Genomic DNA, 15,091 nt, shown 5'->3' with positions numbered 1-15,091 from the left:
CGCGGCTTACAGCCTGCTGTCGCGAGGTGGCGTATATTACGCTTTCCTCTTTCAGAGTCAACCTCTATTTGAGATTTTCTCTTCCAACTCGTCGCTGCGAAGTGATTCGTTAGCGCCGTGTCGATGGAGGCGCATTATAGGGAGTTCTCTTCATGCCGCAACAGGAAAATGACATAAAAATGACTGACTGCTGCATTCCCCAGCAAAACCCCGCCTTATACCTGTTTACACACAGACTTATCCACAATCGATGCGAAGCTCAAAAATTCGCGAGCGTTGCGCAAACGTTTTCGTTACAATGCTGCGCCATAACACGGATGCCCTGACTGGGGTGTTAGCTGAGCGCAGAAGGCAAAAAACGCTTCCACATTCAGCTAACGCTCTATGAAACCCGGAAAATTCATGCCGCAGACGGCCGCAACGCCTCTTTTCTCTTCATGTGACAACCATAAATGAAGGAAAAGCGGTTATGCAGCCCACCCTGCAATGACATTCAACGGGCGATCGATCCAATCCAGGGGATTTTTACTATGCAACAACCTCGTCCTGTACGCCGCGCCCTGCTCAGCGTGTCTGACAAAGCCGGTATCGTCGAATTTGCTCAGGCGCTTGCCGAGCGCGGTGTGGAACTGCTCTCTACCGGCGGTACTGCGCGCCTGCTGGCTGACGCCGGCCTGCCGGTCACCGAAGTGTCTGACTACACCGGTTTCCCGGAAATGATGGATGGACGCGTAAAAACCCTGCACCCGAAAGTACACGGCGGCATTCTCGGTCGTCGCGGGCAGGATGATGCGATTATGGCGCAGCATGCCATCTCCCCTATCGACATGGTCGTTGTTAACCTTTACCCGTTTGCCCAGACCGTGGCGCGCGAAGGCTGCTCGCTGGAAGACGCGGTAGAGAATATTGATATCGGCGGCCCGACCATGGTGCGCTCAGCAGCGAAGAACCATAAAGACGTCGCCATTGTGGTGAAGAGCAGCGATTACAGCGCCATCATCAGCGAGCTGGACGCCAATGCGGGTTCGCTGACCCTGGCAACCCGCTTCGACCTCGCCATTAAAGCGTTCGAACACACTGCCGCCTACGACAGCATGATTGCCAACTACTTTGGCAGCCTGGTACCGGCCTATCACGGTGAGAGCAACGAGCCGTCGGGCCGTTTCCCGCGCACGCTGAATCTGAACTTCATCAAAAAGCAGGATATGCGCTACGGCGAGAACAGCCACCAGCAGGCTGCCTTCTATATAGAAGAAGAGATCAAAGAAGCTTCTGTTGCAACGGCTCAGCAAGTTCAGGGCAAGGCGCTCTCCTATAACAATATTGCCGATACCGATGCAGCGCTGGAGTGCGTCAAAGAATTTAGCGAGCCGGCATGCGTTATCGTTAAGCACGCCAACCCGTGCGGTGTGGCAGTCAGCACCTCTATACTTGATGCTTACGATCGCGCGTATAAAACCGACCCGACATCAGCCTTTGGCGGCATCATCGCGTTCAACCGCGAGCTGGACGCGGAAACCGCGCAGGCCATTATCTCTCGTCAGTTTGTCGAAGTGATCATCGCGCCATCCGCCTCCGACGAAGCCCTGAAAATTACCGCGGCGAAACAGAACGTGCGCGTGCTGGTTTGCGGCCAGTGGGCTGAGCGTGTTCCGGGCCTGGATTTCAAACGCGTCAACGGCGGCCTGCTGGTTCAGGATCGCGACCTGGGCATGGTGACAGAAGCCGACCTACGCATAGTGACGCAGCGCCAGCCGACCGAACAGGAGCTGCGTGATGCGCTGTTCTGCTGGAAAGTCGCGAAGTTCGTGAAGTCCAATGCGATCGTCTATGCCAAAGGTAATATGACCATAGGCATCGGCGCAGGCCAGATGAGCCGCGTCTACTCCGCGAAAATCGCCGGCATTAAGGCGGGTGATGAAGGTCTGGAAGTGAAAGGCTCGGCGATGGCGTCAGACGCCTTCTTCCCGTTCCGTGACGGCATTGACGCGGCGGCGTCGGTTGGCATTACCTGCGTAATCCAGCCTGGTGGGTCGATTCGCGATGACGAAGTCATTGCCGCTGCCGATGAGCACGGTATCGCCATGATCTTCACCGACATGCGTCACTTCCGCCATTAATCCCCGGAGCAGACAATGAAAGTATTAGTAATCGGTAACGGCGGGCGCGAGCACGCCCTGGCATGGAAAGCGGCGCAGTCTCCTCTGGTGGAAACGGTATACGTCGCGCCGGGTAATGCGGGAACCGCGCTGGAGCCGACGCTGCAGAACATCGCCATCAGTGCCACCGATATTCCGGCGCTGCTGGCCTTTGCGCAGAGTGAGAACATCGGCCTGACGATTGTCGGCCCGGAAGCGCCGCTGGTCATTGGCGTTGTGGACGCGTTCCGCGCCGCCGGCCTGACCATCTTTGGCCCTACCCAGGGCGCCGCGCAGCTGGAAGGCTCGAAAGCGTTCACGAAAGATTTCCTCGCTCGCCATAACATCCCGACGGCGGAGTACCAGAACTTTACCGACGTCGAACCCGCGCTCGCCTATGTGCGTGAGAAAGGCGCGCCGATTGTGATCAAAGCTGACGGCCTGGCTGCCGGCAAAGGCGTTATCGTGGCAATGACCCTTGGCGAAGCGGAAGAGGCCATTCAGGACATGCTGGCCGGCAACGCGTTTGGTGACGCGGGCCACCGCATTGTGGTGGAAGAGTTTCTCGACGGGGAAGAAGCCAGCTTTATCGTGATGGTCGACGGCGAGCATATTCTGCCGATGGCCACCAGCCAGGATCACAAACGCGTGGGCGACGGGGATACCGGCCCGAACACCGGCGGCATGGGGGCCTACTCCCCGGCACCGGTGGTGACGGACGAGGTGCACCAGCGCACCATGGCACGCATTATCGGCCCGACCGTGCGCGGGATGGCAGAGGAAGGGAATACCTATACCGGTTTCCTCTACGCCGGTCTGATGATCGACAAGCAGGGCAATCCGAAGGTGATCGAATTTAACTGCCGCTTCGGCGATCCGGAAACCCAGCCGATCATGCTGCGCATGAAGTCGGATCTGGTGGATCTTTGCCTGGCCGCCTGCGACGGCAAACTGAATGAGAAAACCTCAGAGTGGGACGCGCGCGCGTCGCTCGGCGTGGTACTGGCCGCGGGTGGGTATCCGGCGGAATACCGCACGGGCGATCAGATCCACGGTCTGCCGCTTGAGGCCGTCGAACACGGTAAGGTTTTCCATGCCGGGACCACGCTGTCTGCCGATGAACGCGTGCTGACCAGCGGCGGGCGCGTGCTGTGCGCCACCGCGCTGGGCGATACCGTGGCCGAGGCGCAGGCGCGCGCTTATGCGCTGATGGAGGATATTCACTGGGATGGCAGCTTCTGCCGTCGGGATATTGGCTATCGGGCGATTGCCCGCGAACAGCAGTCGTAATCTCTCCGCCCTCTTCAGCCGAAGAGGGCGTTTTGTTTTACCCGCTTAGAAATCTTTCGCGTTCGGCTGCCAGTGGCAGAAATCGCTGTTGGCGACCAGCAGTAGCTGCGCGCCTTCCGGTGCCTCAAGCCATGCCACGCTGACCGCCAGCGAAGCGTGTTGCTGACGCTCAACGATGCGCCGCATCGCCAGGTCATCCAGCTCCGGCTTCACCGTTTTCCCTTCGCAGGTCGTCACGGTATAGTCCGGATTCCAGCGCCCCTGATACAGCACGACGCGCCCGGTGCGCAGCGCATCGCTGGTCGCGCGCGTGCGCTCCGCATGGTAACGGTAGAGCGCGATATCATCGTTAGAGAGCTGCTGCTTCTGTCCGTCGCGTTCGCGCTGCATAAAGCTCAGCTCGCCGAGCTCATCAAAGCGGATGCGAACCTTTTCAGGTGGGGTGCTGTAGCGGGTGATATCAATCAGGCTGAGTCTTTCACCCTGCCAGCGATACTCGCGGGTAGTGGTCGCGCCAGCGCGCCACGGGCTGAATACGGCGAGGAGATGAACTGCCTCGGTGCTGCTGTCTTTACGCCACAGGCGCACAGCCCCGTCATCGGCCAGGTATCCGCTGGCGGTAAACGGCGGTGGGGTGTTGTCGTGGCTGCATGCGGCCAGCAGAAGCGAGGCGGCCAGCACCAGCGCTGAACGACGGGCAAACAAAAGGGGCGAAGCCGCCCCCTCGTTAAAACCTTTCACTGCCACGGTGTCTTACTTAACAGCGTCTTTCAGTGCTTTACCAGAAACAAATGCCGGCACGTTAGCTGCGGCGATTTTGATTTCTTTACCGGTCTGCGGGTTGCGGCCAGTACGCTCAGCGCGGTGGTTCACTTTGAAGGTACCGAAACCTACCAGTTGTACAGCATCGCCTTCTTTCAGAGACTCAGTAATCGCAGCCAGGGTGGATTCCAGAGCAGCTTTCGCTTGCGCTTTAGACAGGTCAGCCTTGTCCGCAATTACATCAATCAGTTGAGTCTTGTTCATAAGTTATCCTTACAATGTGTTTATCGCTTGCTAAGCATCGAGTGCGACGGAAATGCCTTTATAGCACTCTCCTGCATACACGCACCGATAGCCACTTTTATTCGCCCCACAAATGTAGACCAGACGGGGGTCACAATGGAAGCCTTCGAGTGTGACAAAACAGGTGGTAAGTCACGTTTTATTGACTCATTGCTGCAAATTTATACCGATATTACTCTCGCCTGCCTCACGCAGGTCTGCGCGCAGGCCTTTTATCAGTTCAATATCGCGTTCTTCGCACTCTGCCAGCAGGCGGTGGATCTCCCACTGAATGTCCCACTCCTGCTCTACCGCGGGGTTCGCTTTCAGCTCTTCATCGGTCATTTCCCGCCCGGCCTGCGTCATCTCTAACATCGCGACGGTGGTGATCGAGGTCTTGCTGACCTCGACCGCGTGCTCCAGCGTCTCCCCACTCAGACGCGAGTGCAGCAGTTCGCTCAGCGCGACGCAGGCATCGATAGCCGGGTAGACGCCATAGATGTCGTAATCGTCGGCGGAGGGGATGGCTTCCTCGAGCTTCTCAAGCTGGCTGTCGAAATTGATCTTCGCGTCTTTGACCGTCAGCGTTTCCCAGATGAGATCGAGGATACGGCGGTACAGCGCTGCATCCCCAAAGCCGGTCTGCTGGCAGAACATGGCGTAGTTGGGATACATCCGCTCGCACAGCGAAGCCATAAACGTGGTGTGCTGCCAGGCCTCAAGCTTCGCAAGGCGCAGGTGAATGGGGTTTTGTAACATAGTGACGTCTCATGAACCGTTATTGTGGCGCAGTGTACCCCAACTACCGGGGGATTTCCTGCCAACGTCGAAACGCTGGACGCCCGGAGGCGACGGCGTCCGCCCAGCGGGTCGGTTCGGGCAGGCGATAGCCTTTGGTACAGCGCTGCACCCATGCCAGCGCGGTATCGATGCTCACGCGGTGCCCGGTCGAGACAAACAGCGGGTTACAGCGCTGTTTGCTGCGCCAGACCCAGGCGAGCTGTTCGCCCTTGTCCATCAGCGGGGCCAGCGCGCCCGGCTCGTCAGACAGCGGTTCAAATTTCCCGCACAGGCGTTTCTTTGCTACGCCGATGGTCGGTACGTCCACCAGCATGCCAAAGTGGCTGGCTACCCCCAACCGACGCGGGTGGGAGATCCCGTGCCCGTCGACGAACAGCAGCTCGGGCTTTTGCGACAGCTGATCCCACGCCGCAAGCAGCGCGGGGTATTCGCGAAATGACAGAAAACCGGGGATATAAGGCATGGTGGTGGCGATGCGCGCCACCTGATGTTCGATAAGCTCCAGCGAGGGATAGCTCAGCAGCACAATGGCCGCCCGCGTCACTTCTCCGCCCTGCTCAAACCCAACGTCCGCCCCTGCAATAACCGACGGCGTCGTGGTGATCGGTTGATCTTCCCGTACAATCCGGGAAGCCAGTTCGAGTTGCTGCGCGCGAAGTGCTGCGAGATCCATACAAGCTCCTTAGTTGTGATACGGTACGGACAGTCGGTGTACCGCCTCCACAAACGCGCCTGCGTGTTCAGGCGGCACATCCTGGTGAATGCCGTGACCCAGATTGAAGACGTGGCCTTCACCCTGTCCGAAACCTTCCAGTATAGTCGCTACCTCTTCTTCTATACGTGCCGGTTGGGCGTAAAGCATTGAAGGGTCCATATTTCCCTGAAGCGCAACCTTATGGCCCACGCGACGACGCGCATCGGCGATATCGGTGGTCCAGTCGAGGCCCAGCGCATCACATCCGGTTTCCGCCATGGCTTCCAGCCACTGCCCGCCGCCTTTGGTGAACAGCGTCACCGGCACGCGCTTGCCGTCGTTTTCACGCAGCAGCCCGTCGATGATTTTATGCATGTAGTAGAGCGAGAACTGCTGGTAATCGCGACCGGTCAGGACACCACCCCAGGTATCAAAGATCATCACCGACTGAGCGCCGGCGCGGATCTGCGCATTCAGGTAGAGCGTGACGCTTTTCGCCAGCTTATCGAGCAGCGCATGCAGGGTCTGCGGCTCGGCGTACATCATCTTTTTAATCAGGGTGAAGGCTTTGCTGCTGCCGCCTTCCACCATATAGGTCGCCAGCGTCCACGGGCTACCGGTGAAGCCAATCAGCGGCACTTCGCCCTTCAGCTCGCGGCGAATGGTGCGCACCGCATTCATCACGTAGCCCAGCTCCTGCTCGGGATCGGGGATCGGCAGCCTGTCGACATCGGCTTTGCTTCTCACCGGCGAGGTGAAGCGCGGGCCTTCGCCGGCTTCAAAATAGAGGCCCAGCCCCATCGCATCCGGCACGGTCAGGATATCCGAGAAGAGGATCGCCGCATCAAGCGGATAGCGGCGCAGCGGCTGGAGCGTCACTTCGCACGCCAGCTCGGCGTTTTTGCACAGCGACATAAAGTCGCCGGCCTGCGCGCGGGTCGCTTTATACTCCGGTAAATAGCGGCCTGCCTGCCTCATCATCCAGACAGGCGTGACATCCACCGGCTGACGCATCAGGGCGCGCAGATAACGATCGTTCTTCAGTTCGGTCATGGTAAACATTCCTTAAAAAGCGTAGCCGTCAGTTTATCACGTCATTCGTACTCAGCCCGGCACAAAGCAACAGTATCTTCGATAAGGCGGCGCGCCACGGTACCCGGCGGCGGCAGGAGCGGCAGTTGGTCATAGCGATACCATCCGGCATCGAGCAGCTCTTTAGGGTCAATTTTTAGCTCGCCGCTGTCGTATTCCGCCATATAGGCGGTCATCAGCGACTGCGGGAACGGCCACGGCTGGGAGGTCACGTAGCGCAGGTTCTTCACCCGGATGCTGCTCTCCTCCATCACTTCGCGCGCCACCGCCTGCTCCAGCGTCTCGCCAACCTCAACGAACCCGGCCAGCACGGTGTAGATCCCGTTACGGTGGCGGTTATGCTGGGCGAGTAAAATTTTATCCTGATGACGGATGGCGACGATGATGCACGGGGCAATCTGCGGGTAGTAGCGTTCGTTACAGTGGCCGCACAGCATCGCCCATTCGGTTTTACCCGGGTGCATTTCATGCCCGCAGTAGCCGCAATACTTGTGCGAACGATAGAACTCGGCAAGCTGCACGCCTCGCCCGGCAAGCTGGAACAGACCGGGGTCGCGATCAATCACCTGACGTACCGATCCCATCTCCTGACGCCGTGCCTCGCGTACCAGCCAGACCGGCTCGCCCTCCCACTCGCCGATTTTTATCGCGGTTTTACCTTCAAGGGAAAATTTTTCCGCGTATCCATTGGGCAAATCGCCATTCGGCAGCCATAATTTTTGTTCATGGCTGACGATCCACCAGCCGCAATCGCGTTTATTGATTGTCTGTTCCATAACCTGTTGCACTACCTTAGCTTCACTGGCATGTTGTTAACATAATTTTTACATTTTGGGTGTATTACTTTTAAAACTTATAACTCATGGAGTCGATCATGCTAAATCAGCTGGAAAGCCTGACACAGCGCATCGGGGGCAGTAACGAGCTGGTAGACCGCTGGCTCAACGTGCGCAAAAACCTGCTGGTAAATTATTACAAAGTGGTTGGCATCAAACCCGGCAAGGAAACGCACATTGCGCTTGATGAGCAGGCGCTGGATGACTTCTGTCACAGTCTGGTTGATTACCTGTCAGCCGGCCACTTTAATATCTATGAACGTTTGATCAGCGAGATGGAAGGTACCAGCCCGCTGGTTGCCGCTACCCAACTCTACCCCTTACTCGAAGCGAATACCCAGGAAATCATGGCGTACTACGATACCCACCTGGAGAACGCGATCGATCACGACAACTGCCTGGAGTTCCAGGAAGCGCTGTCCGGTATCGGGGAAGCGCTGGCCGCGCGCTTTACGCTGGAAGATAAACTGATCGTGCTGGCGTTTGATAACGACCTGCGCGACAGCGCCAATGATGAAACCACCCTTGCGCGCCCGGCTTGAGTTTCGGGTAGTTAACGCGTAATTTAGTTCCGCCCCGCCTGCGTGCGGGGTTCCCTTCAGCGCCGGGCTTTGCGGCGCGCTGCTGAAGGACCATCTTGTCGGAGTGCCTAGTGTGTGAGCACAGGCTGAGACCGTTAATTCGGGATCCGCGGAACCTGATCAGGCTAATACCTGCGAAGGGAACAAGAGTCAATCTGCTGTGGCGTCGCTCACCTGCGTGGCGTCCCCCTCTTGCTTCATCCGTCGTTCTGACAAGCCACTTCCCGCTGTTTTTTACTGGAATGTGCTATGTCTGTGACCGTCAAACCCAACCGCCGCGAAACGCGCGCGCAAGCTGAACGCTTTATCTCGACCCTGGAAGGCACCGCCTTTCCCAACTCCCGTCGCATCTACCTCACCGGCTCCCGCCCGGATATCCGCGTGCCAATGCGCGAAATCCAGCTCAGCCCGACGCTTATCGGCGGCAGCAATACCGATCCACAGTACGACGACAACGAACCGGTGCCGGTGTATGACACCTCCGGGCCGTATGGCGATCCGGCGGTGGTGATTGATGTCCGACGCGGGCTGGAGAAACTGCGCAGCGCGTGGATTACCGCACGCGGCGATACCGACACGCTACCGGAGCGCAGCTCTGCCTGGACCCGCGCGCGTCTGGCTGAAGAGGATATTGACGCGCTGCGCTTCACCGGCCCGCTCACCCCGCGTCGGGCGCTGCCGGGAAAATGTGTCACCCAGCTGCACTATGCCCGGCAGGGCATCGTCACGCCGGAGATGGAGTTTATCGCGCTGCGCGAAAACATGGGCCGGGAGCGCATCCGCAGCGCGGTGCTGCGCCACCAGCATTCCGGTGAGGGGTTCGGCGCGCGCCTGCCGGAAAACATCACCCCGGAATTCGTGCGTGATGAAGTCGCCGCCGGACGGGCAATTATCCCGGCCAACATCAACCACCCCGAATCAGAACCGATGATCATTGGCCGTAACTTTCTGGTGAAAGTGAATGCCAACATCGGTAATTCGGCGGTGACCTCCTCTATCGAAGAAGAGGTAGAAAAGCTGGTGTGGTCGACGCGCTGGGGGGCGGATACGGTGATGGATCTCTCTACCGGTCGCTACATCCATGAAACCCGGGAGTGGATCCTGCGCAACAGTCCGGTTCCGATCGGCACGGTGCCGATCTATCAGGCGCTGGAGAAGGTCAACGGGATCGCCGAGGATCTCACCTGGGAGGCCTTCCGTGACACCCTGCTTGAGCAGGCGGAACAGGGCGTGGATTACTTCACTATCCACGCCGGCGTACTGCTGCGCTATGTGCCGATGACCGCGAAGCGCCTGACCGGCATTGTCTCGCGCGGCGGCTCGATCATGGCGAAGTGGTGCCTTTCTCATCACCAGGAGAACTTCCTCTACGACCATTTCCGGGAAATCTGTGAAATCTGCGCGGCCTATGACGTCTCGCTGTCGCTGGGGGATGGACTGCGTCCCGGTTCTATTCAGGACGCCAACGACGAGGCGCAGTTCGCCGAGCTGCACACCCTGGGCGAGCTGACGAAAATTGCCTGGGAGTATGACGTGCAGGTGATGATTGAAGGCCCGGGCCACGTGCCGATGCAGATGATCCGCCGCAACATGACCGAAGAGCTGGAGCACTGCCACGAAGCACCGTTCTACACCCTCGGGCCGTTGACCACCGACATCGCACCGGGCTATGACCATTTCACCTCCGGTATTGGCGCAGCGATGATTGGCTGGTTCGGCTGCGCCATGCTCTGCTACGTCACACCCAAAGAGCACCTCGGCCTGCCCAACAAAGAGGATGTAAAGCAGGGGCTGATTACCTACAAGATCGCTGCCCATGCCGCGGATCTGGCGAAAGGCCATCCGGGGGCGCAAATCCGCGACAACGCCATGTCGAAGGCGCGCTTCGAATTTCGCTGGGAAGACCAGTTCAACCTGGCGCTCGACCCGTTCACCGCCCGGGCCTATCACGACGAAACCCTGCCGCAGGAGTCCGGAAAGGTGGCGCACTTCTGCTCCATGTGCGGCCCCAAATTCTGCTCGATGAAAATCTCGCAGGAAGTGCGCGACTACGCCGCACAGCAGGAGCGAGACGCGGGCATGGACGAGATGTCGAATGCGTTCCGTGCTAAAGGCGGTGAGATCTATCTGCGCCAGGAGGATGTGTGATGCTGACCCCCCTCTTTCCGGCGGTTCCCCGGCGCCTTGGGCTTTATCCGGTGGTGGACAGCGTGCAGTGGCTTGAGCGCCTGCTGGCGGCGGGGGTGCGCACGCTGCAACTGCGCATCAAGGATAAACAGGAGCAGGAGGTCGAGGCGGAGATCGTCGCCGCAATCGCCCTCGGGAAGCGCTATCGCGCCCGGCTGTTTATCAACGACTACTGGCGACTTGCCGTGAAGCACGACGCCTGGGGCGTGCACCTGGGTCAGGAGGATCTGGAGACGGCTGACCTGGCCGCCATACGCGCCGCCGGGCTGCGCCTTGGGGTTTCGACGCACGATGATATGGAAATTGACGTCGCGCTGGCGGTGCGCCCCTCTTACATTGCCCTCGGCCACGTCTTTCCTACCCAAACCAAACAGATGCCTTCTGCACCCCAAGGGCTGGCACAGCTGGCGGCACACGTTCGCCGGCTCGGGGACTACCCTACCGTCGCCATCGGCGGTATCAGCCTTGAACGCGCCCCCGCGGTGCTGGAAACCGGCGTTGGCAGCATTGCCGTAGTCAGCGCTATTACGCAGGCGGAGGACTGGCAGGCCGCCACCCGGTCGCTGCTTGAGCTGGCGGGGGTGGGCGATGAATGACGCTGACTTCATGCGCTACAGCCGGCAGATCCTGCTGGAGGATATCGCTGTCGAAGGGCAGCAACGCCTGCAGCGCAGCCGGGCGTTGATTATCGGCCTCGGTGGCCTTGGCTCTCCCGCGGCGCATTATCTGGCTGCGGCAGGCGTCGGCACCCTGACGCTGGCGGATGACGATATCGTCCACGTCAGCAACCTGCACCGTCAGACCCTCTATGCCAGTGCGGATATCGGCCAGCGCAAGGCGCGCGCTGCCGCAGGCCGCCTCAGCGCGGTTAATCCTCAGGTCACGTTGCGCCCGCTGGCGCAGCGTCTGCACGGCGAAGCGCTGCTGCACGAGGTGGCCGCAGCCGACGTGGTGCTCGACTGTACCGACAACATGGCCACGCGCCAGGCCATCAACGCCGCGTGCGTGGCGAGCAGTACGCCGCTCGTATCCGCCAGCGCGGTGGGGTTCGGCGGCCAGATCATGACGCTGACGCCCCCATGGGACGACGGCTGCTACCGCTGCCTGTGGCCCGATGACGCTGAACCGGAGCGCAACTGCCGCACCGCGGGGATCCTCGGCCCGGTCGTCGGCATTATGGGGACGTTCCAGGCGCTGGAGGCCATCAAGCTGCTGAGCGGCATGCCCATGGCGCCGGCGGTCCTGCGCCTGTTTGACGGACGCAGCGGGCAGTGGCGCAGCCTGGCGCTGCAACGGGCGCCGGGTTGTCCGGTGTGTGGAGGCGCGTATGCACATTCTGCTTAACGACGTGCCGCACGCCTGCGATGCGCGGCTCACCGTTACCGCGTTTCTCGACCAGCAACAGCTGCTGGCGCCCGGCGTGGCGCTGGCGCTTAATCACCAGATCCTCCCCCGCTCACGCTGGGAGGAGCAGATTCTTGAGGAGGGCGATCACCTCCTGCTTTTTCAGGTCATCGCCGGAGGCTGATATGTTACGCATTGCTGATAAAACCTTTACCTCCCGCCTGTTCACCGGCACCGGTAAGTTCGCCTCCTCCTCGTTAATGGTGGACGCGATCCGCGCCTCGGGCAGCGAGTTGGTCACCCTGGCGATGAAACGCGTCGATCTTCGGGATCGCCGCGACGCTATCCTCGCGCCGCTGCTGGAGGCCGGAGTGACGCTGTTACCTAACACCTCGGGCGCTAAAACCGCCGATGAAGCGGTGTTTGCCGCCCAGCTGGCCCGGGAGGCGCTCGGCACCCACTGGGTGAAGCTCGAAATCCACCCTGACGCCCGCTACCTGCTTCCGGACCCGATAGAAACCCTGCGCGCCGCGGAGAAACTGGTGGCGCAGGGGTTTGTGGTGCTGCCCTACTGCGGTGCCGACCCGGTGCTGTGCAAGCGGCTTGAAGAGGCGGGCTGTGCGGCGGTCATGCCGCTGGGTGCGCCCATTGGCTCTAACCAGGGCCTGCAAACCCGCGCCCTGCTGGAAATCATCATCGAGCAGGCCGGGGTGCCGGTGGTAGTGGATGCCGGTATCGGCGTCCCGAGCCACGCCGCCGAGGCGCTGGAGATGGGCGCCGCCGCGGTGTTAGTTAATACGGCCATCGCCGTCGCCCACGATCCGGTACAGATGGCGCAGGCGTTCCGCCTCGCGGTGGAGGCGGGATCGCTGGCAAGGCAGGCGGGACCCGGTGCGCAGCACGATCGCGCCTGCGCCTCCAGCCCGCTGACCGACTTTCTGGGAGCCGCCGGATGAAGACCTTTACCTCACGCTGGCAGCAGTTCGACTGGGACGATATCCGGCTGCGCATCAACAGCAAAACCCCCGCCGACGTGGAGCGGGCGCTGAATGCCCCCAGGCGTAGCCGGGAAGATATGATGGCCCTGCTCTCCCCCGCCGCGCAGGCGTACCTGGAACCGCTGGCGCAGCAGGCGCAGCGCCTCACCCGCCAGCGCTTCGGCAACACCGTGAGCTTCTACGTCCCGCTCTATCTGTCCAATCTCTGCGCCAACGAGTGTACCTACTGCGGGTTTTCGATGAGCAATCGCCTGCGCCGTAAGACGCTGGACGAAGGCGAGATTGCACGGGAGTGCGATGCGCTTCAGGCGCTGGGGTTTGACCATCTTCTGCTGGTGACCGGTGAGCATCAGACCAAAGTAGGCATGGACTATTTCCGCCGGCATCTGCCGACTATCCGGCAGCGCTTCGCCTCCCTGCAAATGGAAGTGCAGCCTCTGGCGCAGGATGAGTACGCTGAACTGAAAACCCTTGGCCTCGACGGCGTGCTGGTCTATCAGGAAACCTATCACGAAGGCTGCTACGCCCGGCATCACCTGCGCGGCAACAAGCAGGATTTCTTCTGGCGGCTGGAAACGCCTGACCGGCTGGGGCAAGCGGGCATCGACAAAATCGGTCTCGGCGCGCTGATTGGCCTGTCGGACAGCTGGCGCGTGGATTGCTACCTGCTGGCTGAGCATCTGCTCTGGCTGCAGCAGCATTACTGGCAGAGTCGCTATTCCGTGTCGTTCCCGCGGCTACGTCCCTGTGCGGGTGGCATTACACCGGCCTCACTGATGAACGAACGTGAGCTGGTGCAGACCATCTGCGCCTTTCGTCTGCTGATGCCGGAAGTGGAGCTCTCCCTCTCGACGCGCGAGTCGCCGTGGTTTCGCGACCGGGTGATTCCGCTGGCGATCAACACCGTCAGCGCGTTCTCGCGCACCCAACCCGGCGGCTACGCCGACGGTAACCCCGAGCTGGAACAGTTCGCCACTCACGATGGCCGTCGTCCTGAAGAGGTTGCCGCCGCGCTGGTTAAAGCGGGCCTCCAGCCGGTGTGGAAAGACTGGGACAGCTTTCTGGGAAGAGGCTCGCAGCATTCATGACGCGTCGCTGCAACCGATGAAAAACCTCTCGGCGCGCGCCGCATAGCGCAAATCCCGGGCTCGGCAGGCGCTGTCAGCCCGGATAAGCTCAGGGATGTCAGCGCAACGGTGCTGTCCGGGGCGGTATCTTTCCTGCCATTTGCCGCCCCGCCTTCGTTTTCAGGCACCTTTCCGGCATGCATTACCGCTAATGGAAACAGGGAGGTAGACCATACAGTGAAAAATGTAACCGGTTTCCGTCGAAAGGGGTTTCTTTTGTGATGCCATACACACAATAGGCTGAAAGCGGTTGTTGCGGTCCGCCACGGGCATTAAATATCAGCGGTATCAACCGGAATCAGAGAGCAGATTATGAAAAATATCGTCTTATGCTGTGCTGCTGGGATGTCCACCAGCATGCTGGTTCAACGCATGAAAGATGCGGCGCAAAAAAAAGGCGTTGAGGTCGCGATCAAGGCCGTTCCCGTCGCCGAGTTCAAAGACATCATCGACAGCGCCGATATCGTGCTGCTGGGACCGCAGGTGAAGTATGAGCAGGCGAAGTTCCAGGCCATTGCCGACCCACTGGGCAAAAAGGTCGCCGTTATCGACATGATGGATTACGGCATGATGAAAGGCGATGTGGTGCTGGAAAAAGCCCTGAAACTGATGGAGTGAGGCAATGGAAGATTTAGAGTCAATTATCATGGAGCTGCTGGTTAACGCCGGTTCAGCGCGTAGCCAGGCCCTTACCGCCCTTCAGCTTGCCCGCAAAGGCGATTTTGACGGGGCCGAGCAGGCGATGGAAGAGTCACGCGAGTTCGTTAAGCACGCCCACAAAATCCAGACCCAGCTTATCGGCCTGGACGAAGGCAGCGGTAAACTGCCGGTGAACCTGATCACCGTCCACTCTCAGGACCATCTGATGAACGCGATGGTCATTCAGGATTTGGCCGGAGACATGATTGAACTGTACCGTCGGTTGCCGCTGGTGAAATAGTCACATAGCACTTGCCGGA

General features: G+C 60.0%; 17 protein-coding genes and 1 riboswitch. Of the genes, 11 read left to right on the top strand and 6 right to left on the bottom strand.

The features are described from left to right. The first annotated feature begins 530 nt into the window (after nt 1–530). Together purH and purD are read left to right on the top strand one after the other, a co-directional pair. A complete protein-coding gene (gene purH, locus DW58_RS00130) occupies nt 531–2,120 on the top strand; it encodes a bifunctional phosphoribosylaminoimidazolecarboxamide formyltransferase/IMP cyclohydrolase (RefSeq protein WP_024548075.1) in 1,590 nt (529 codons plus the stop codon). 15 nt (nt 2,121–2,135) lie between these two features. Continuing rightward, nucleotides 2,136–3,428 carry a phosphoribosylamine--glycine ligase gene (purD, locus tag DW58_RS00125; RefSeq protein WP_024562653.1) on the top strand — a complete coding sequence of 431 codons (1,293 nt, stop codon included), beginning with the start codon at nt 2,136–2,138 and terminating at the stop codon, nt 3,426–3,428. A gap of 45 nt (nt 3,429–3,473) precedes the next feature. Here the strand turns inward: purD and DW58_RS00120 are convergent, their stop codons facing one another. The 6 genes from DW58_RS00120 to nudC all read right to left on the bottom strand — a co-directional run bounded on the left by DW58_RS00120 (nt 3,474) and on the right by nudC (nt 7,835). Further along, entirely contained in the window at nt 3,474–4,169 is a 696-nt protein-coding gene (locus tag DW58_RS00120; RefSeq protein WP_024548073.1) for a DUF1481 domain-containing protein, read from the bottom strand. Nucleotides 4,170–4,181: 12 nt separating this feature from the next. Then, the gene (gene hupA / locus DW58_RS00115) at nt 4,182–4,454 is read right to left on the bottom strand and encodes a nucleoid-associated protein HU-alpha (protein WP_002884342.1); all 273 of its coding nucleotides are present in this window, start codon (nt 4,452–4,454) and stop codon (nt 4,182–4,184) included. Between the two features lie 186 nt (nt 4,455–4,640). Next, the gene (locus DW58_RS00110) at nt 4,641–5,231 is read right to left on the bottom strand and encodes a YjaG family protein (protein ID WP_024548072.1); all 591 of its coding nucleotides are present in this window, start codon (nt 5,229–5,231) and stop codon (nt 4,641–4,643) included. Between the two features lie 43 nt (nt 5,232–5,274). Further along, entirely contained in the window at nt 5,275–5,946 is a 672-nt protein-coding gene (gene nfi, locus DW58_RS00105; RefSeq protein ID WP_024548071.1) for a deoxyribonuclease V, read from the bottom strand. 9 nt (nt 5,947–5,955) lie between these two features. Continuing rightward, entirely contained in the window at nt 5,956–7,020 is a 1,065-nt protein-coding gene (gene hemE / locus DW58_RS00100) for a uroporphyrinogen decarboxylase (RefSeq protein WP_024548070.1), read from the bottom strand. Between the two features lie 41 nt (nt 7,021–7,061). Next, complete coding sequence (gene nudC, locus DW58_RS00095) at nt 7,062–7,835, bottom strand: NAD(+) diphosphatase (protein ID WP_024548069.1); 774 nt, start codon at nt 7,833–7,835, stop codon at nt 7,062–7,064. Between the two features lie 98 nt (nt 7,836–7,933). Between nudC and DW58_RS00090 the strand changes: the two genes are divergently transcribed. The 9 genes from DW58_RS00090 (at nt 7,934) to DW58_RS00050 (ending at nt 15,072) form a co-directional block, all read left to right on the top strand. Continuing rightward, on the top strand, nt 7,934–8,437 hold the full coding sequence (locus DW58_RS00090; protein WP_024548068.1) for an Rsd/AlgQ family anti-sigma factor: 504 nt from the start codon (nt 7,934–7,936) through the stop codon (nt 8,435–8,437). 89 nt (nt 8,438–8,526) lie between these two features. After that, nucleotides 8,527–8,636, top strand: a riboswitch (TPP riboswitch). Nucleotides 8,637–8,725: 89 nt separating this feature from the next. Continuing rightward, complete coding sequence (gene thiC / locus DW58_RS00085; protein WP_024548067.1) at nt 8,726–10,624, top strand: phosphomethylpyrimidine synthase ThiC; 1,899 nt, start codon at nt 8,726–8,728, stop codon at nt 10,622–10,624. Next, nucleotides 10,624–11,259 (top strand): thiamine phosphate synthase, encoded by a 636-nt coding sequence (thiE, locus tag DW58_RS00080; protein ID WP_024548066.1) that lies wholly within the window; start codon nt 10,624–10,626, stop codon nt 11,257–11,259. Before thiC ends, thiE begins: the two co-directional genes overlap by 1 nt. Continuing rightward, nucleotides 11,252–12,007, top strand: a complete 756-nt coding sequence (locus DW58_RS00075) for a HesA/MoeB/ThiF family protein (protein ID WP_024548065.1) — start codon at nt 11,252–11,254, stop codon at nt 12,005–12,007. Before thiE ends, DW58_RS00075 begins: the two co-directional genes overlap by 8 nt. Then, the gene (gene thiS / locus DW58_RS00070; protein ID WP_024548064.1) at nt 11,991–12,191 is read left to right on the top strand and encodes a sulfur carrier protein ThiS; all 201 of its coding nucleotides are present in this window, start codon (nt 11,991–11,993) and stop codon (nt 12,189–12,191) included. Before DW58_RS00075 ends, thiS begins: the two co-directional genes overlap by 17 nt. A gap of 1 nt (nt 12,192) precedes the next feature. After that, the gene (thiG, locus tag DW58_RS00065) at nt 12,193–12,963 is read left to right on the top strand and encodes a thiazole synthase (protein WP_024548063.1); all 771 of its coding nucleotides are present in this window, start codon (nt 12,193–12,195) and stop codon (nt 12,961–12,963) included. Continuing rightward, the gene (thiH, locus tag DW58_RS00060; RefSeq protein WP_024548062.1) at nt 12,960–14,093 is read left to right on the top strand and encodes a 2-iminoacetate synthase ThiH; all 1,134 of its coding nucleotides are present in this window, start codon (nt 12,960–12,962) and stop codon (nt 14,091–14,093) included. The genes thiG and thiH overlap by 4 nt, the downstream gene beginning before the upstream one ends. Nucleotides 14,094–14,444: 351 nt before the next feature. Then, nucleotides 14,445–14,750 (top strand): PTS sugar transporter subunit IIB, encoded by a 306-nt coding sequence (locus DW58_RS00055; RefSeq protein WP_024548061.1) that lies wholly within the window; start codon nt 14,445–14,447, stop codon nt 14,748–14,750. Nucleotides 14,751–14,754: 4 nt separating this feature from the next. Continuing rightward, nucleotides 14,755–15,072 carry a PTS lactose/cellobiose transporter subunit IIA gene (locus tag DW58_RS00050; RefSeq protein WP_024548060.1) on the top strand — a complete coding sequence of 106 codons (318 nt, stop codon included), beginning with the start codon at nt 14,755–14,757 and terminating at the stop codon, nt 15,070–15,072. Nucleotides 15,073–15,091 lie beyond the last annotated feature (19 nt).

This window comes from Siccibacter turicensis LMG 23730, from assembly GCF_000463155.2.
Taxonomy (GTDB): domain Bacteria; phylum Pseudomonadota; class Gammaproteobacteria; order Enterobacterales; family Enterobacteriaceae; genus Siccibacter; species Siccibacter turicensis.
The sequence above is the reverse complement of the archived record's forward strand: the minus strand, read 5'-3'. Positions and strand labels throughout refer to the sequence as shown.